The sequence below is a fragment of the Porphyromonas somerae DSM 23386 genome (assembly GCF_000372405.1).
Classification (GTDB): Bacteria; Bacteroidota; Bacteroidia; order Bacteroidales; family Porphyromonadaceae; genus Porphyromonas_A; species Porphyromonas_A somerae.
Genome location: NZ_AQVC01000005.1, coordinates 1 through 19,041, shown reverse-complemented (window position 1 = coordinate 19,041; position 19,041 = coordinate 1). Strand labels below are relative to the sequence as shown.

Annotated in this window: 13 protein-coding genes and 1 pseudogene; all 14 read left to right on the top strand. The window is 47.7% G+C overall.

Annotated elements, in window-relative coordinates; all coding sequences use genetic code 11:
* Window positions 1–5 precede the first annotated feature (5 nt).
* A complete protein-coding gene (locus A3GK_RS0101470; RefSeq protein WP_162138126.1) occupies window positions 6–1,118 on the top strand; it encodes a BACON domain-containing protein in 1,113 nt (370 codons plus the stop codon).
* 213 nt (window positions 1,119–1,331) lie between these two features.
* Window positions 1,332–3,089 (top strand): single-stranded-DNA-specific exonuclease RecJ, encoded by a 1,758-nt coding sequence (gene recJ / locus A3GK_RS0101465; protein WP_018027756.1) that lies wholly within the window; start codon window positions 1,332–1,334, stop codon window positions 3,087–3,089.
* Complete coding sequence (locus A3GK_RS0101460; RefSeq protein WP_018027755.1) at window positions 3,049–4,992, top strand: RecQ family ATP-dependent DNA helicase; 1,944 nt, start codon at window positions 3,049–3,051, stop codon at window positions 4,990–4,992. Before recJ ends, A3GK_RS0101460 begins: the two co-directional genes overlap by 41 nt.
* A 569-nt stretch (window positions 4,993–5,561) precedes the next feature.
* Window positions 5,562–7,664: a S46 family peptidase gene (locus tag A3GK_RS0101455; protein WP_026161637.1), complete on the top strand. Its 2,103-nt coding sequence runs from the start codon at window positions 5,562–5,564 to the stop codon at window positions 7,662–7,664.
* A gap of 161 nt (window positions 7,665–7,825) precedes the next feature.
* A pseudogene (locus A3GK_RS11670) lies at window positions 7,826–7,975 on the top strand (helix-turn-helix domain-containing protein); the annotation flags it as partial.
* 185 nt (window positions 7,976–8,160) lie between these two features.
* Complete coding sequence (locus A3GK_RS0101445) at window positions 8,161–8,892, top strand: toxin-antitoxin system YwqK family antitoxin (RefSeq protein ID WP_018027752.1); 732 nt, start codon at window positions 8,161–8,163, stop codon at window positions 8,890–8,892.
* A 15-nt stretch (window positions 8,893–8,907) separates the two neighbouring features.
* Entirely contained in the window at window positions 8,908–9,477 is a 570-nt protein-coding gene (locus A3GK_RS0101440) for a LemA family protein (RefSeq protein ID WP_018027751.1), read from the top strand.
* Window positions 9,478–10,524 (top strand): DUF3137 domain-containing protein, encoded by a 1,047-nt coding sequence (locus A3GK_RS0101435; RefSeq protein WP_018027750.1) that lies wholly within the window; start codon window positions 9,478–9,480, stop codon window positions 10,522–10,524.
* A gap of 47 nt (window positions 10,525–10,571) precedes the next feature.
* Entirely contained in the window at window positions 10,572–11,279 is a 708-nt protein-coding gene (locus A3GK_RS0101430) for a DUF1266 domain-containing protein (protein WP_018027749.1), read from the top strand.
* Between the two features lie 334 nt (window positions 11,280–11,613).
* The gene (locus A3GK_RS0101425) at window positions 11,614–12,132 is read left to right on the top strand and encodes a shikimate kinase (protein ID WP_018027748.1); all 519 of its coding nucleotides are present in this window, start codon (window positions 11,614–11,616) and stop codon (window positions 12,130–12,132) included.
* Window position 12,133: 1 nt separating this feature from the next.
* Window positions 12,134–12,796: a SprT-like domain-containing protein gene (locus A3GK_RS0101420; RefSeq protein WP_018027747.1), complete on the top strand. Its 663-nt coding sequence runs from the start codon at window positions 12,134–12,136 to the stop codon at window positions 12,794–12,796.
* 183 nt (window positions 12,797–12,979) lie between these two features.
* A complete protein-coding gene (gene cas9 / locus A3GK_RS0101415; RefSeq protein ID WP_018027746.1) occupies window positions 12,980–17,509 on the top strand; it encodes a type II CRISPR RNA-guided endonuclease Cas9 in 4,530 nt (1,509 codons plus the stop codon).
* A complete protein-coding gene (cas1, locus tag A3GK_RS0101410; RefSeq protein ID WP_018027745.1) occupies window positions 17,502–18,389 on the top strand; it encodes a type II CRISPR-associated endonuclease Cas1 in 888 nt (295 codons plus the stop codon). The genes cas9 and cas1 overlap by 8 nt, the downstream gene beginning before the upstream one ends.
* Before the next feature lie 50 nt (window positions 18,390–18,439).
* Window positions 18,440–18,757, top strand: a complete 318-nt coding sequence (gene cas2 / locus A3GK_RS0101405) for a CRISPR-associated endonuclease Cas2 (RefSeq protein WP_021902785.1) — start codon at window positions 18,440–18,442, stop codon at window positions 18,755–18,757.
* Window positions 18,758–19,041: the final 284 nt, after the last annotated feature.

The following is a 19,041-nucleotide window of genomic DNA, read 5'->3' as shown; positions in this document are numbered from 1 at the left end:
TGAATATGAAGAAGATAATTAATATAGCCAGTATAATTCTCTCCCTCATCGCTTTGATAGGGCTTTCTACTAGCTGTAAGAAGTCCAATGAGAGTGAGATAAATCCATTCAACCCTGCTGAGATTGATCTTCAAATAGTATCTGCCGATGTAGAGTATCAAGCCATCGGTGGAGTGGGGACAATCAAAATGAATAGCAGTGATTTCACTATCTCCTGCGAAGAGTCTTGGCTTACTGCTAAGAAGGTAGGTGATAAAATAGAAGTAACGGTCACTCCAAATGAGAGCCCAGAGCTTCGTACTGCTCTATTGCTCATTAAGGAGTTAGATGGTAAATCTGGAGTTTCTGGTACCCAAAGGGTTTCTATCAGCCAATTTGGTACGCGTAATATTATGGATGCTTCACCTATCTTTATGGCGCTTGTAGGTGGTAAAGTCTCTTATGATATTTCCCAGGTGGTGGATCCTATTACCGTTACACTACCCGATGGTGCTGATCAATGGATCAAGTATACGATCCATGACGGTATACTCGAGATAGAGGTATTACCCTCAGGTAAAGACCGTAAGGGGACCATCAATGTATCTGCAGGTGTTATGAAGTTAGCAATACCAGTAACGCAGCAATTGCAGTATGCTGATCTTATAGGTGACTACAATGCACATTATTGGTTAGAAATTGACTGGACCGAGCGAAATAAAACCTGGACCCTTAGCCCACTCGTAGAGAATGAGAGCTTTATTCTCTCAGGGTTTGGTCTTGATTTGATTGTCAATTATGACCCTGCTACACGTACTATGACTATTCCTTGTGGCACTCACGATCTAAAGACCAATCCTAGTGGCTATTTCTTGGCTGCTTGGGTCGGATTTGAGTTCGGTTCAGGTAGTCTATGGGGTCATGGTGACTTCTACTTTGAGGCACCACTCAATACGGATTCCGATACCCCTCAGTTCCATTTCGTATTCAAGACGAAGGGTAAAAAGTATACAATCAAGATTGATGGTAAGGAGACTGAGGTATTCCCTAAGGGTATGATAATATGGAGTAGTGAAGGTCAGCTAAAGCTTGCTGATAAAGACACTCAACTCTTTGATCTTACCATCACTAAGAAATAAAGGACGATCATCCTTTACTTTGTAATTGTTTGTTTAGGTACCCACCTATGGATTCGTCCGTAGGTGGGTACCATTGTTTATAGTTGATTATCTATTACTTACAACTTCCATTATGTGTTTTTGGGGCAATCTATTACGTGTTTTTGTGGTGGAGGGGGTAGGTAATAGGGAATAAGGGGGAGAAAATAGGTTACTTTTGGTATCTTTGTGTCTATGGATTTAGTTTGGAAATATGAGCCATTGGGGAGCGATGAGCAGGAGATAGCTGAGGGTTTGTGCCGAGATGCTAAGCTTCTGCCTTCGACTGTGGAGGTGGTGATGAAGCGAGGCATTCGCAGTAGTGAAGAGCTCTCTAGCTACCTTAAGCCATCGCTTAGAGAACTCCATGATCCCTTCCTGATGCCTGATATGACCAAGGCTGTTGCCCGCCTAAATAAGGCGATCGGCAATAAAGAGAAGATCATCGTTTATGGCGATTATGATGTGGATGGCATCACCGCCGTTACCCTAGTTTATAAGTATCTGCGGTATATTACCACGGCGATAGAGTATTATATTCCCGATAGATACGAGGAGGGGAGTGGCATCTCACGTCAGGCGATTGAGTATGCTCATGAAGCGGGTGTGAAGCTGATGATTGTGCTCGATTGCGGTATCAAGGCCAATGACATGGTGGCGTATGCCAAGAGCCTAGGCATTGATATCATTATCTGCGACCACCATGTCCCAGATGACGCCCTTCCCGAGGCAGTTGCCAACCTCAATCCTAAGCTCAAAGGCTCCCCTTACCCTTTCAAAGAGCTATCTGGCTGTGGGGTAGGGTACAAGCTGATGCAGGCCTTCGGATTGAGCAATGGCACCGATAGGCGCCTTCTGGATAATATGCTCGACCTTGTGGCGGTAAGTATTGCTGCCGACTTGGTGCCCCTAGTGGGGGAAAATCGGATCCTCGCCTATTATGGTCTGAAAAAGCTCAATCGCCGACCCTCTCTTGGCCTTAAGAGCATTATCAATGTGAGTGGCTTGCAGAGCAAACAGCTCGATATGAGCGATATCATCTTCAAGATTGGTCCTCGCATCAATGCCTCAGGGAGAGTGCAGAGTGGTCGAGAGTCAGTGGACCTACTACTGGCACGCGATGCCAAGGAGGCACGAGAGATGAGCTATCATATCGATGAGTACAATAACCAGCGGCGTCTGATTGACCACTCCATCACACAGGAGGCCAATGAGATAGTGGAGAGCTTCACAGATATGGAGGATCGCAAGATCATCATTGTCTACGATCCTTCGTGGCACAATGGCGTGATAGGGATAGTGGCATCGCGTCTTTCGGAGCGGTACAATCGTCCCACCATCGTCCTCACCGATACCCAAGACGATCGCGTCAATGGTTCCGCCCGAAGTGTGATGGGCTACGATATCCACACCCTTTTAGAAGCCAATAAAGATATCCTCGATAACTTTGGTGGTCACCCCTTTGCAGCAGGGCTCACGATCCAAAAGAAGTACCTCCACCAATTTATTCAAAATGCTACTCATCAAGCCGATGAAGAGCTCACTATGGAGGACCTCCAGCCCCGCCATGTCATCGATTATCCGCTAGAACTATCCGATATTACCCCCAAGCTACGTAGGCAATTGAGGAGCCTTGCCCCTTATGGGCCAGGCAATGAAAAGCCTCTCTTCATGACTCGTGGTGTGGTGAGCGTTACCCCTCCTAGATTGATGGGCTATAAAAAGAGCCACCTCAGGCTGATGATCTCCATGCCCAATGAGATGCCTATCTACCAAGCCGTTGCCTACAATCAGGCAGAGTTGCTTCCCTTGATTGCTAGCGGCCGACCCTTTGATATCCTCTATTCGATTGAGGAATTTCAGCGGAAGGGTCGCTTCGCTGTGCAGCTCTATATCGTCGATATCCATATAGATGGTAGAGAGAAGTGCGATGAAACCCCAGCTATCCACTGACGCCACCCCCCTAGATACCCTAAAGCAATATTGGGGCTATGACCGCTTCCGTCCGATGCAGGAAGAGGTAATCAATAGTCTCCTCGAAGGGCACGATACCCTCGCCCTGATGCCTACTGGCGGTGGCAAGTCCATCACCTACCAAGTACCTGCTTTGATGTGCGAAGGGGTAGCCCTAGTCATCTCCCCTCTTGTGGCACTGATGAAAGACCAGGTCGATGGCCTCCGAAAGCATGATATTCGTGCCGGCTACCTTCATAGCGGGCAGAGTAGGGGAGAGATGCTGGCAGTGCTAGATAATTGCACTTTTGGTTATTACAAACTCCTCTATGTCTCCCCTGAGCGACTCACCAATTCCCTCTTTTTGCGACGGTTAGAAAGTATCCCCATCTCATTTGTAGCGGTCGACGAAGCCCACTGTATTAGCCAGTGGGGGTACGACTTTCGTCCGCACTATACCCGCATCAAGGAGTTCCGTCAACGCATACCCCACCTTCCTTTCCTCGCTCTTACCGCTACCGCCACCTCTCTCGTGGTGGAGGATATCAAGCGACAGCTACTCTTCGAGGAGGGGAGTCGCTTCTTCAAAAAGAGCTTCCACCGCCGAGCCCTCACCTATGTGGTACGACAAACAGAGGATAAAGCTCGGGAATTGGTACACATCCTCTCCAGTGTTGAGGGGAGTGCCCTCGTTTATGTGCGAAGCCGTAAAAAGACCAAGCAGATCTCCGACCTCCTCAATTCCTTTGGACTTAGTAGCGATTACTTCCATGCCCTCCTTCCGCCAGAGGTGAAGGCACGTAAGCAAAATGCGTGGCAGTCTGGCGAAGTGCGGATTATGGTTTGCACCAACGCCTTTGGTATGGGTATCAATAAAGAAGATGTGCGGGTAGTGGTACACCCTGCACCCCCTCCTTCTCCCGAATTTTACTACCAAGAAGCGGGTAGGGCGGGAAGGGATAATCAGCGTGCCTTTGCCGTACTTCTCTATGAGCCGATACGTGATGAGCGATACCTGTGGAATATGCTCGATAGAGAGTTTCCGCCCGAGGAGACCGTAAAGCAGGTGTATGATACACTCGGCAATTACTTCCAGCTCGGTGTGGAGAGTGGGGAAGGGGCAATCTATGAGTTCGACCTCTTCCACTTCTGTACCCAGTACAAAATTCCCAGTCATGTAGTTACCGCATCGCTAGCCATACTACAGCTCTCGGGCTATATGGAGTATTTAGAGAATCACGATAAGGCGGGCCAATTGATGATTACTACCGATCGCAATCAGCTCTACACCCTGTTTGATGAAAAAGAGTCTCTCTACGATGACCTCCTTGAGTTCCTGATGCGTCGCTATACCGGTCTATTTACTGCCTATAGTGCTATTGACGAGCGAGAAATTGCCAGTGCACTAGGCATCCGAAGGGAGCAGCTCTATTTCCTTTTGATTAACCTCAAGCGATGGCACGTGATAGATTATATCCCAGGCAAAATAAGTAATTATATCTACTACATGGAGCAGCGGGTGCCTGCCAAACAACTGGTTATCCCAAAGGAGATCTACCAAAGCCGCTACAACGCTGCCCGCGAACGTGTGGAGGCAATGGAGCAATATATGACCACCTCCGACTGCTGTAGAGCGATGCAATTGGTCAGTTACTTCGACGAAACCAATCCCCTTCCTTGCGGTTATTGCGACTACTGCCTCAGTCACCCGCCTAAAGGACTTTCGTACAAGGATATTGACGAAATAGAGGATTACCTCAAAGCCGAAGGGAGTACCTCTCACGAGCAATTACACAACCAATTTCCGCAGCTCTCACCCGACGAACTACAGAGTGCCATCGAGCACCTCAAGGGTGAGTACCACACCATTGTGGTAAAGGGTAGCACCATCACCTACCTCTAACCCATATTATTTCATTGATTGTTTTGGTGCCTTATCGGACAAGTCGGACAGTTCGGACAGTTCGGACAAGTCGGACAGGTCAGACGCACCCTCATGGGTGCTCCTTTTGTACCTTATTGGCGGGCTGGGTGGGTCCGATAATATACTCTGATAAGGTTCACCAAAAGGCTCATTTGTAATCCATTGATATACAATGTGCTATATACCTGCTTTTTTAGATGCAACAAAGCAAATGCTTAGTTGCATCTCGCCGTTTGCTTAGTTGCATCTCGGCAATTGCTTAGTTGCATCTCAATTTTTGCTCCGCTACCACTTGGTTTTGAAGTGGCAGTTATGCAGGCTTTCTTTTAGGACCTTATCGGACAAGTCAGACAGGTCAGACAGTTCGGACAAGTCAGACGCACCCTCGCGGGTGTTCCATTGGTGCCTTTTTGAACTCCGACTTGTCCGACTTGTCTGAGCTGTCCGACTTGTCCGATAATAGCACCACTAAAAATGTGTGGTACCTCGCTGAAAATAGTTAGCTTTGTGGTACAAGAAAAATATTACAACTTTATTATTGACTAACGATGAAACAACTACGACTATCCCTAGCGATGGGTCTCTTACTCCTTCTTGCCCCAATGGCAAAGGCAGATAAGGGAATGTACTTGATCAATTCGATCAAGCAGGAGAATATGGATCGCATGCGTGAGCTCGGACTGAAGCTCTCTCCCGAGGAGCTATTTAGCGCCGATGGCAATAGCCTCTCTAGTGCTGTGGCGATCTTTGATAACGGCTGTACCTCTATCACGGTATCCAATCAAGGACTACTCTTTACCAACCACCACTGTGGTTACCGCTCTATCCAGAGCCAGAGTAGTGTGGAGCACGACTACCTGAGAGATGGTTTTGTAGCACACAATATGGCGGAGGAGCTTCCTATTGAGGGGCTAGAGGTGAAGTACCTCAGAGAGTTTGTGGATGTGACCGACCAAGTGACCGAAGGTACCGAAAATATGACTGATGAGATGGCTCGTATTCAGGCGATTCAAATGGCAAGTAGTCTTTTGGTAGCCAAGTATGCCGATGACCCTCACACCGATGCCGATATCTACTCGTTCTACGAGAATAATAAGTTTTACCTAGTGGTCTACGACGTCTTCACCGACGTCCGTATGGTATTCGCTCCACCTACATCTATGGGTAAGTTTGGTGCCGATACCGACAACTGGATGTGGCCACGCCACACCAACGACTTCTCGGTATTCCGTGTCTATGCCGATAAGGATAATAAGCCAGCCGACTACTCAGCCGATAATAAGCCCTACCAACCTCGTCACTTTGCCAAGGTATCGATCCGTGGTATCGAGGAGGGCGACTATGCTATGACCATTGGCTTCCCAGGAAGTACCGACCGCTACCTCAGCTCATGGGGTGTAGAGAATCGTATCGTGAATGAAAACGAACCTCGTATCCTCGTACGTGGCATTAAGCAGGAGATTTGGATGAAGCACATGAATGCTGAGCAAGCCATCCGCATTCAGTATGCTAGCAAGTATGCCGGTAGCTCCAACTATTGGAAGAATTCAATCGGTATGAATAAGGGGCTCCGTCGCCTCAATGTGGTAGAGAATAAGCGTCAGATAGAGCGTCAGTTCAGCGAGTGGGTAGCAGCCGATGCTGCTCGTACAGCCAAGTACGCTGGGGTATTGGATAGCCTGCGTATACCACTTGAGGCAATGGGTAAGCTCTTCTACAACTTCACCATCCTCTCTGAGGCTATGAGTGGTACCGAGTTCCGCTCTTTCGTGGCGATGCCATCGCCCGATATGGCAGAGTTTGATGCCGATGCCCTCTACAAGGACTTCAGCACCAAGGTAGGTAGAGCTACTCTTCCAGCCATGCTCAAGGTAACTAAGGAGCAGGTAGCCCCTGAGTACTTGCCTAGCATCTTTAGCGAGATCGAGAGTAAGTTTGGTGGCGATTATGAGGCTTATGCACAGTATGTTTACGACAATTCTGTAGTGCTCCACAAAGATCGTATGGTAGAGGCACTCAAGAATTATGAGCTATTTGCCAAGGCACACGATACCGACCCTGCTGTGGTGATCAGCAATAGCTACAGAGATGCATTGATGAAGCTATATGGCGAGATCAATAACTATCAATATCAGTATGCCAAGGGGCGTCGCCTCTTTATGGCTGGCCTGCAGGAGATGAGTGATGAGTACCTACCTAGCGATGCCAATTTCACCATGCGTCTCAGCTACGGTTCGGTGGGTGGCTATCGCCCTTATGATGGTGCTTATTACGACTACTACACCACTGAGGAAGGGGTATTGGAGAAGCAAGATCCTGAGAGCACCGAGTTTGCAGTGCAGCCCGAGATCCTCGATATGATGCGTAATAAGGAGTTTGGTGAGTATGCCGCCAAGGATGGTCATCTACACCTCTGCTTTATCAGCAATAATGATATCACTGGTGGTAACTCCGGTAGTCCTGTCTTTGATGGCGAAGGCAATGTCATCGGCCTAGCCTTCGACGGCAACTGGGAGGCGATGAGTGGCGATATTGAGTTTGAGCCAAATCTTCAGCGGACCATCAGCGTAGATATTCGCTATGTGCTTTGGGCTATCCAGCACTGGGGTAAGGCCGACTACTTGATCAATGAGCTCACCCTTGTGAAGTAATCTAAGTAATTATTGAATAGACCCTGGTGACAGGCGTTACGCATTAGAAGGTTCTTACCATATAGTTTTTAGTGGGGTGTCTATGAGCAAGGACCTCGGCAGAGGTCCTTGCTAAATAGGCACAGGCAAGGCACGAAGTGCCGAAGACCTGTGTATAGATGAGACTGTTCCTTTCCCCTTGCACCCTGCAAGACTATCGGGACAAAAACATTATCCCTTACACCCAAATCGCAGGGAAAATCCTCTATCGGCTCTCAGACATAAACAGAATACTGAGTGAGAACTATGTCAACAGAAACCTTCATCGGTAATGATGTAGGTCTTCCTTTGTTTTTATCCATGTTTTGGTCAGAGTATCGCAAAAAAGCTCTACCTTTGCCATTGAGTATCTGTGTATGCTCTTGCCTCTTGATAAAGGAGGCAGGATATTTTCTTATATGCTCGAGAGTAGAGAAACTTAAATAACCAATTAAATAATTGGGCATTCTATTATAATATGAATCGATATATTCTCTTTTTCTTCTCGCTGTTGCTGAGCCTTTCGGTATCGGCTCAAAAGGTGATTCTAAGCGATGAACTCTTACCCCTATCGGGCGAAAACAATACGACAGTTTATTTCGAAAAGGACAGCCGAAAACCCTTGCAGGGAGAGTGGCGTATCAAGCGGAAGCTTGACGAAGAGACTATTTCCTTTTCTAACGGACTGATGGATGGCAAGTACCACCGCTATCGGGATGGTGTACTGAGAGAAACGGGAGCGTATGACCAGGGGAAAAGAAATGGGGTGTTCACGGAGTACTACCAAGACGGCAAAACTGTCAGCAAGATTACCCCTATGAAGAAGGGCAAAATCGATGGCTGTGTAAAAACCTATTTCAAAGACGGTCGTTTGGATTTGGAGAAAGAATACCAGGAAAGTGTGGAAAACGGCTTTGAGAAGCGGTATGACAGCCAAAACGGTGCTCAAATACTTGAGACCCGTTGGGTAAATGGGAAGAAAGACGGGGTCGAGTGGAAACTCACGAAACAGGGAGATGGCGTTGAAAGCAAGGTCACACGAACTTATCGCATGGGCGTGCTACATGGGGCGTACAAAGAAGAAGTTTTGCGCAACGGAAATCCGATTTTGGTTGTAGAGGGACAGTATGCCGATGGAGAACGTTCGGGGGTATGGAAAGAGTACGACGCCACTATGAAGACGACAAGAGTACTAAGAAATAATCATTGAGACAAGCGAATTTGTATGACTGCATCAATAATTGCCGGGAGTGTCCTTATCGCAATAGCTGTGCTTATACTGATTTGGGGTATAATCACCTCTAATAATCTCATTGCCAAGAAAAACAGGGTGGAACAATGCCGGAGTGGCATTTGTGTGGCACTCAAGCAGAGAAATGACCTTATACCCAATTTGGTGGCATCTCTTAAAGCGTATATGGGACACGAAAATGAAATCCTTACCCGCATAGCCGAACTAAGGTCTCGAGCAGACGGAGCCCCCGAAGCAGAACAAATCAAGGACGGGACAGAAATCTCCGCTCTTCTCAAACAAGTTAAGGCCGTTGTTGAGAGTAATCCGGATCTCAAAGCCAATGAGCAGTTTGTCTATCTCCAATATCAGATAACGGATATGGAGAACGAATTGCAGGCTATACGCCGAACTTATAACGCAACCGTAACGGATTACAACAATGCCGTAGAAATGTTCCCGTCTTCATACATCGCTTCAAGAAAACATCTTGGGAAAGAAGCATTGATACGAATTCCTGAAAGTGAGTTGGGCGACATTCATATCAAGGAGATTTTCGGATAAATGATGAAAGAAGACCACTTGATAGACTTCAAGATTGTCGCTCAACAAATGAGAGGGCAACTAACCCACATAGCTATGTGGCGTAAGATTGTTAGGCTTCTCATTTATTCCGTTTACCCTTTGGCTCTGCTTTGGCTTGCATTCACTATATTCGGAAGGTATATCGTCGATGCGGACAATTATGAAACCTCACAATTAACGGCAACGTATGTCGTCATATTCTTTGTCACCTTTGTGGTCCTCAATACGCTGTTCTCTTTATGCCTAAATGTACTGAAGCAGAAAGAGGAAAAAGTAATGGGGCAAATTATCAACCAGCTATTTCCGGATGCAAATTATTCTCCGACAAAAGAAGTAAAGGTGTCCGATATTCGGGCAAGCAGACTATTCGGAACCCCAAATAGGTCGGAGGGTACTCTTCAAGTGGCAAGTTACGGTGCATTGAGTTTCCCAACTCAGCATCAAGCATTGACAATAGCCGATATAGGAGTAACCGCAACCAATGAACAGAATACTAAACCATGGAGATCCTTTAGGCTCCTCAATCGGGCGATTTTCAGTCCGATGTGGGGCGCACAAGTAGAGAGCACGATGTTCAGCTTTAGGGGAATGTTTAGTTACTGCCGTCTTCCAAGAACTTGCAGGGGATTTGTTATGCTGCTTCCCGACCATTTGGAGGATAAGTTGGGCTACTTCGCTCTGACGATACAAAAACTGAGGGAGAGACATAAAGCAAAGTTTGTTTATTTGGAAGACCCCGAGTTTGAACGTCTCTTTACCGTATATGCTGATGACGAGGTAGATGCCCGTATGATTTTGACCCCGGCAATGATGAAGAAACTTACCGCTCTTCGTTGTTCCTTTACTCATGACTTGATGCTCTCCTTTAGCGGAGATACATTTTATTATGCCTCCAATATGCCAAAAGGTTTTCTTCGCCTTAGCGGAAAAACATCTTTAAACGAAGACCTATTGCTTGAAATCTACCAAGAGATCGGGTTCTGTCTTTCTGTAGAAGAAATGATGGGGAAGCATGTGGATAAGTAGGAAATATGATATAATAGACTTATGTTTAACTTTAGAATAATACTTGTATGATCTGGAAAATCATCGTGGCAATAGTCGCTGTCTTGATTATTGCTTTTATCGTGTTTGAAATCGTGTCTAGGGTCTTTGCTAAGAAAAACCTGAAAGCCTTTTTGGCTTCTCATCCTCAAACACCGCTCACCGAGGAAAAGAAAAGGTTACTGGTATTTGGAGCCATCTTGTCTTGTTATCGCAGTGAGGACATCCTTAGTATTATCACCGATGATAATATGAATGTATACAAGACCGGGCTTCAAAAACAATGGAGCATTAATGGTCGGGAAGATGCTCTAGAGACGCTAAACGCTCTGCTTAATTTAGAGCAGAGTACGGAATTGGACGAAGTCCTTGCTCAAAGAGGTTCTTCCGAGGAACTTATTGAGCTGCAGACTTTGATAGCAGACGGGCTAAAAACGGATTTGGCTCAAGTCCGGACCACAACCTCCACGTATGCTTGGGACGTATGCCGACTGGTGAGCTTGGCAAAATGGTGTTATTGGTTGCAATATATCAGTGAAGCGGAAATGTGGAAGTACCTCAATGAAGGAGCGGTGAAAGCATCGTCATTAGGCAAAGACTGGAACGACTATACGGTCTCGTTCTTAATGGGCCGAGCCATTCACGGATTTGGTACAGAGGATATCATAGACGATTGTAAGGCTCTATATCATAGAGAGTCTGACACGGATGTGTATTCCAAATACAGCTTTAAATAACTTTTCAAAGCTGACCGAGACCTCTGTGCAAAGGTCTCATAGATAGGTGTAAAACACCCTTGCAACCCCGGCCGAGGGGTCGGACAACCCTATCTAGGTCTGACCCCTCAGCCGGGGTCAAGGAGGTGGTGAATATGCTCTTACACACAGGTCGTTTGGGGCTAACGCCCCTCCGACCTGTGCCTATCTATTTAAAAGGGATCTCTGCCGAGGTTCTTACTCCATTATCCTCAACAGCTTGTATATGATCATTCGTACAACATTTCTTCTAATGCGTAACGCCTGATCCTGGTGAAGCTCTCACTTTGCCAGGGTCTATTATTATTATGTGACAATGAAACCAATATTCCTAGTAGGCTTTCCAGCAGTGGGGAAGACCACCATTGGACGTGAGCTGGCAAAGCTGCTACAGCTCTCCTTTGTAGATACCGACCTCTATATTGAGCGGAAGTACCACTCCTCTGTGAGTGATATGATTGGTTGCTGTGGCTTAGAGAAGTTTCGGAAGCGGGAAAAGGTAATCCTCATTGAGCTCTCTCAGCTTCAGGATGTAGTGATCGCTACAGGCGGAGGCATGGCCAGTCACGACGATAATATCTCTACCATGAAGCAGCGTGGCACTGTGGTCTACCTCAAAGCATCGCCCCAGCTACTAGCCGAGTGGCTCTACCTCTATCGCGAGAGCCGGCCAGCGGTGGCACGCCTCGATAAAGAGGGGGTGAAGCAGTATGTCGAGGCAACCTTGCCTCTCCGTGAACCCTTTTACACTCAGGCCGATATCACTATTGAGGTGACGGCTGAGGCGACCACTGCCGAGGTAGCTGAACAGATCGTGCAACACCTTTCATTGTGATATGGAACAACCCTTTGAGATCAACTTTGAGTGGATAAAGTACTGGTTTGATAAATTCAATCATCAGTACTTCCAAGGCTCTTTGCCTCGGCCCGGCTTTACCATTAGCCCTACACGACGACAGATGGGTGGCTTTTCTTACGCTGCGGAAAAAAGAGGTAGCACTACCGTCTACACAGAGCAACGGATACAGCTCACCAACCTCTACAAGCTCACGGAGCGACAGTACCAAAATATCCTGCTCCACGAGATGGTCCACTACTATATCCATTTCCATCAGATCAAGGATACCTCAGCCCACGGCAAGGTATTCAGAAGCCTAATAGATCAGCTCAATAATGAGCACGGCTGGGAGGTCACTATCACCGAAAAAGCAGCTATGGAGACCTATCCCACCTACGAAGCCTACGCCGTTCTCCTCCTCGAGAATAAAGAGAGAGGAGAGTACTACGCCACTGTGGTCAGTAGGAATTACCTTGGCAGGATCCAGCATCAGGTAGAGAAAGAGCCCAGCCTCATCCACCACGGTTGGTACGTCACCGAAGACCCCTACTTTGCCTCCTTTCCCAAAGTCCGAACCCTCCGCGGTCGCACCCTCCCCTACGATAAGTGGAAAGCCCTCAAAGATAGGCTCGCCCCCGACCACGTCCCCCTCCAATCCTAATCCCCAGATACAAAAAAGGCTCCACCGAAGTGGAGCCGTAATAACTTCGGCATATAGCCTTGTTATGAAAAGATTACTTTAGGGAATAATCTTCTACCGCAAATGTAGGTAATATATTTGAACCTTCCAAATATATTATCTACATTTGTTTATAATGTTAAACATCTCAAAATGTAATATGCTATGATCGCACTCGGATTAGATATCGGTGTTAGTAGCTTGGGAACAGCTATCGTCGACACTCAGAAGAACCAAATACTCCACACAGGAGTCTATGTATTCCCCGCAGGTAAAGAGGCTTTCGGCACCAATAAGGAGAAGCCAAAAAACGAGACGCGCAGGGTCGCAAGGCAAGGTCGCAGACAAAACTATAGGCGTCGTTTGCGTCGCTCTCAGTTGCTCAAGTTTCTCTATCAGCTCAGCGAGCTCAATAGCCCCGAAGGGGATCGCTATGTGCCACTTACTTTTGAGGAGATAGATGCTTGGCTCTCCTGGGATAAGGAGGGGAAGACGGCTGCACGCCAGTTCCCAGATAGTGATGCCTTCAGAGCTTGGATGGCGATGAACCCTTATGAGATTCGCTCAAGAGCGGTAGAGGGGAGCATCACGAGGGCCGAGTTTGGTCGTCTATTGTACCACATCATCCAACGTCGTGGCTTCCAATCTTCACGCAAGATGAAGGCAGATGAGGGAGCGATGGCGAAAGGAAAAGATGACATCATCGGCTACACCCAAACCAAGTCGGAGATAGGAGAGCAGACCCTTGGGCAATATCTGTATCAGATAAGTGCCAAGGAGGGAGAGCCATTTACCCAACGTGAGGAGAAACCCAGAGGGAGGTATACTCTCCGCAGTATGTATGTGGAGGAGATGGAGCGTATTTGGGACCAACAGGCTAAGCGACTTGGTCTAGAAGAACTAGAGATAGAGGGCACTCCCGTCAAAGATCTCTTGATCGGACAGATCAGCCATGACCCAGAGAGTGGAGAGCTACTGTACAAGTCCAATGATAGTGTCCTCTTCTGGCAACGCCCACTTCGCTCGCAGAAGCACCTAATCAATAAGTGTAGCCTTGAGAGCCGTAAGATGTACGACCCCGTGAAGCAACGCCACTATATCCAAGGGCCACGTGTCGCTGCTGTATCTCACCCTACCAGCGAATTTCATAGAGCACTTCAGGTGCTGAGCAATGTGAGGGTAGAGGGGCGGACACTCTATGGTATGGGGTTATTCCAAACCTCCCTCGACTTCCTCTGCTCAAAAAACAGCAAGACCATCAAAGTGGCAGACCTGAAAAGGCACCTCAGCCTAGTCTCCAAGCTCAATTACGACGATGACCAAGCCCTCCCAGGGTGCCCTACTATCGCCAGTATCACCGACCTTTTTGAAAAGGGTGCATTGAGCTACCTCTATGGCGAGACCGATACCATATATATAGATATCTGGCAGAAGCTACTCTTTTACGACGATGAGAGACTACTTGAGAAGAACATCGCCGACTATGCCCAGAGCAAGGGGTTAAAGCTCAAAGCCGACTTTGCCAAGCGACTAGAGGGTATCAATCTCGTTGATGATTACGGCTCCATCTCCATTCATGCAATGGACAATATCATTCCATTCCTACTTCAAGGGCGGAGCCACACAGAGGCAATTTTCCTCGGTGGCGTTAAAAATGCGTTTGGTCCGAGGTACTACTACTTTGAGAAAGAGGAGCAAATGTGGCAAGAGCTACTCCAGATCATCAATGAGCCAGCCTCTAAGGGCGAGAAGATCGACCGTCTGATAGAGTTCCTAAGCAATCCCGACGAGCAGACCGGTTTGGACGAAAAGCGACTGCGGATGAAGCTTTACCACCCTACCCAGTCGGTGCAAAAGATAGAGATACAGAACAGACTGGGGGAAGTGGATAATCTCCGTAACCCCATCGTGGAGCAAGCACTTTGGGCGGTGCGGAGGCAGGTCAATGCTCTTATTGATCGGATGATTCAGCAGACCGGCAACCCCAACTTTAGGTTCGATCGCATCACCATAGAGCTCTCTCGTGACCTCAAGTCGTCCCTTGACCGACGCCTCAAGATACGCCAGGAGCAAGAGGCCAATCGGGCAGAAAATGAGGAGGCAGTGATGTGGCTAAGAGCACTCAACGTGCAGGTCAATCGAGATAATATCCTTAAATACCGCCTCCATAAAGAGCTCCAGCAGCAAGATGGAATTGCCCGCTGCCCTTATACTGGTAAGACTATTAATCCAGCTCATCTCTTCGCTGGCAATAACTACTTCCAGATAGAGCACATTATCCCTCGAAGCATCTCCCTTGATGATAGCTTCGGTAATAAGACCCTCTGCGAGTCCAATTTCAATAGAGAGAAGGGCAATAAGACCCCTTACGAGTTTTACTCCGTCAACTCTAGCAAAACCCTTTGGGGTGCAGAGGATTGGGACGAGATTACACATCGAGTAAGGAGAGTACTGCCAGCACGTAAAGCGAGTCGCTTCCTATCCAAGCGGAGTGCCCAAGAGCAGTTAGAGGAGCTACCCAATAAGATGCTCAATGATACCGCCTATATGTCAGTAAAGGCACGTGAATACCTCACTACCATCTGCGGTGATGTTCGCTCCGTTACCGGCCATATCACTGCCGACCTCAGGCGGATGTGGCAACTCAATAAGATCCTAGGCGAGACCTATGAATGCGCCCCAGGAGCCGTGAGCGAGGTGCTGATAGCCAGAGGCGATACCGATGTCTACGCCCTCCTCGATAGCGAGTCACAGGTGGTCAATCGCGTGGCACCAAAGCTCAATCTTATCCCCAATCCCACGGCAGATGAGATCCGTATCCCTGTGGTGGTCAAGGGGTCTAAGCTATACCGCGACGGCAAGGAGTACCCCAAGCCAGCCCATCTAGATCTCAGTGGAGTGACGGGCGAGGCACTCATCGCCTACCACCGAGTAGGCGGTACCCCACACTGCCAGCCCCTCTTCAACCCCAAGCCCTCTGCTAAGGATAGGCTAGTGGTGCCAGCTACCATTAATAGCAAGAACCAATTGACCAGCGACTATATTGAGGCACTCCGAAAGGTCAAGAGAGGTAATTACCCTACTGAGCCAGGAAAGTACTGGGTCACTCTTCAGCTTAAAGGCGAACCCATTTGGGAGCTTCCTAGCAATAAAAAGAGAGTGGCAGCCAATGCGGTAAGGGTATCGGGCCGACTCAATGGCAACGCTTTCTGGAGCCCTCTCTTTGAGACCGAAGTGGATAGTAGTGTGGTCAATATGGAGGAACACCGCAATCGCACCGCCTATCTCAATCTAGACTACGACACCGCAGAGTTTACCAGGATGCTTCGCCCTGCACCTGAGGTAGGAGAGGGAGAGCTACTACTCACAGGAGTCGCCAACCACGGTTCGCTCCTTCTGGATCAGTGCGACGGCAAGACAATCGATGTACAGCATTTGGACCTCCAAGAGCAGACCAAGTATTATGTATCCTTACGGTACGGAGAGACCATTTCTCCAGAAGAGCGGGTCACCATCTATCCATTGTATGCCAAAGCTCCAACACCAAGGAGTGGCGAAGTACTGCTAGAGGGAAAGCTCTTCCTACTTGATAAATCTCAAGGACTCTACGCTTTAGAACCGGTCAAGAATAGAGATGACCATAGGCACCACGCTGTAGACGCCCTGGTGATTGCACTAGCCAAACAAAACTACGTCACGGAGCTTTCAACTTACAACAGGCAAGATGACTCCTACCGACAAGGAGGGAGGCTAAAGCCACGCTTCGACCTACCGTGGGATGGCTTTAGAGAAGAGGCAGAGCAATCCATCAATGATATATTGGTGGTACATAAAAAGAACCGAGTGGATCCTCTCTCCAAGGTGACCCGCAAGATCACCAAGAATGGCAAGGTCTATACCTCTGAAGGTTACGCCGTGAGGGGTGCCCTACATAAGGCTACTATCTATGGTCAGAGAAAAGCACCAGGACAGACAGAGGTGGGCTACCACTCTAGGAAGAGCATCGCCGAAGTGACCAAGATGAGCCAACTCAATAAAGTGGTGGACGCCGCTATTAGGAAAGAGATGCTGCGGATACTCAAGGAGGAGTTGGGGCTAGACATAAGTAATCCAAAGCTTGTTTTCCCTAAGAATGCCTTTATTGATGAGGAGGGCAAGACCAAAGTCTATCTCCCCAATCGCAATGGTGGAGAGCCTGTCCCAGTGAAAAAGGTGAGATTATGTGATAAGTTTAATAATGTGGTAAGGCTAAAAGAAGCCAATCAATATGTTGACCCACAAAACAATCACCACGTGCTGATTTATGAGGCGCTAGATGGCAGTCTTCAAGAGAGTGTCGTAACTATGTGGGATGTGGTGGATAGACGGAACAGAGGTGAGGAGATATTCCAACTTCCACCCGATGGCAAGAGAATCCTCTTCAAGCTAATGCGTGATAGGATGTACTTGATTGGAATCACCAGAGAGGAGATACTCGTCCACCTCTCTGATACCTCTTATCTCAGCAAGTACCTCTATAGAGTGCAGAAGCTATCGTCTATGTATTATGTGTTCAGAAAGGCAACTGCTAGCAACACCAATTATGATAGAGAGATGATTAGAGTGCAGTCCCTACCTTTCTTTGAATCGGATAAGGATAATATTCACTCGGTGGAGATCAGCCTCACGGGTAAAGTAATATTGAAGGATGATTAAGCGGACCATCACTATATCTAGTCCTGTTCACCTCTCCTTAGAAAGTCGCCAATTGGTGATAACCAATAAGGAGACGGAGGAGCGGCAGACCCTACCTCTAGCTGAGGTAGGACTATTGATACTGGAGCATCCGAGGGTGACCACCACCCTCTGGATGCTCCAGTACTGTATGGAGGTGGGCTGTATAGTGGTAGTTTGTGATGAGTTTCATATCCCAAGTGGCTACCTCTCTCCACTCGAGGGGCACTCCACACAGGGTGAGCGAACTCGGGAGCAGGTGGCAGCATCTATCCCTACTAAAAAGAGCATCTGGAAGCAGTTGGTCAAGAGCAAGATCCTCAATCAAGCGGCCGTACTGAAGTCACGAGGAATAGAGGAGCACCAAAGGCTACTCAACCTTGCCGATGAGGTGCGGAGTGGCGACCCAGATAATAGAGAGGGGATCGCAGCACGTATCTACTGGAGTGCCCTCCTAGGGGAGGAGTTTATACGAGAGCGAGATGGAGTACCGCCCAACGCCCTATTCAATTATGCCTATGCCATCTTGCGTGCTTCGGTTACCCGATCCATCATCGCTTCGGGTCTCTCCCCAAAGCTAGGGGTGCAACACCAAAATAAGTACAACCCTTTTCCGCTCTCCGATGATGTAATGGAGCCCTACCGCCCCTTTGCCGACCTAGCGGTGATGGAGTTGGTGGATAGTGGAGAGCTCTCTATCACCAAGGAGAGTAGGGCTCACCTCCGTACCCTATTGGCACAAGATACCATCATCAGCAAGCTCAGGCGGCCACTACTCATCGCCATCTCTATCACCACCAGTTCCCTCGCTAGAGTCTATTCAGGTGGTGCCAAGACACTCGTATTACCTCGAATACCATAATAAAAAGGAGTCTCGCAATGAATGTTTCAAGATTAAGTGCGTACAAACTTATGTGGATTTTAGTCGCTTTTGATATTCCTGTCCTCACTAAGAAGCAACGAAAGCAGGCGGCAAAGTTTCGGAAGGAGTTACTGGGAGAGGGATATATTATGCTACAGTTTTCGGTCTACATCAAGCCGATCCCATCGATGCAACATCGACAACCACTCATTAATAAATTACGGAAATCACTACCTGAAGAGGCGGATATTAAGGTGATTACCATTACCGACAAACAGTATGCTGAGATCATACACCTCTCGGGAACGAAGCAAAAGGAACCGAAGATACCGAAAATACGACAGCTATCACTCTTTGAGGAATTTTAGGTAGCTTTGAATTGAAAAATAGCACCCCTATTGGCTCTTTTCATCAAACATCGGCTTTTTATTGGACGTCATACGACCCTAACCCATTGATATTTACAATTATATATCGCCGAAGTTGTGAATTGATTACTTTAGGGAACTAGATACAACTTCGGCTACAACTTCAATTATCGTTGTGAAGTTGTGAATTGATTACTTTAGGGAACTAGATACAACTTTGCGGTTAGCATAGTGCAAGCCGGTGAGTTGTGAATTGATTACTTTAGGGAACTAGATACAACTGC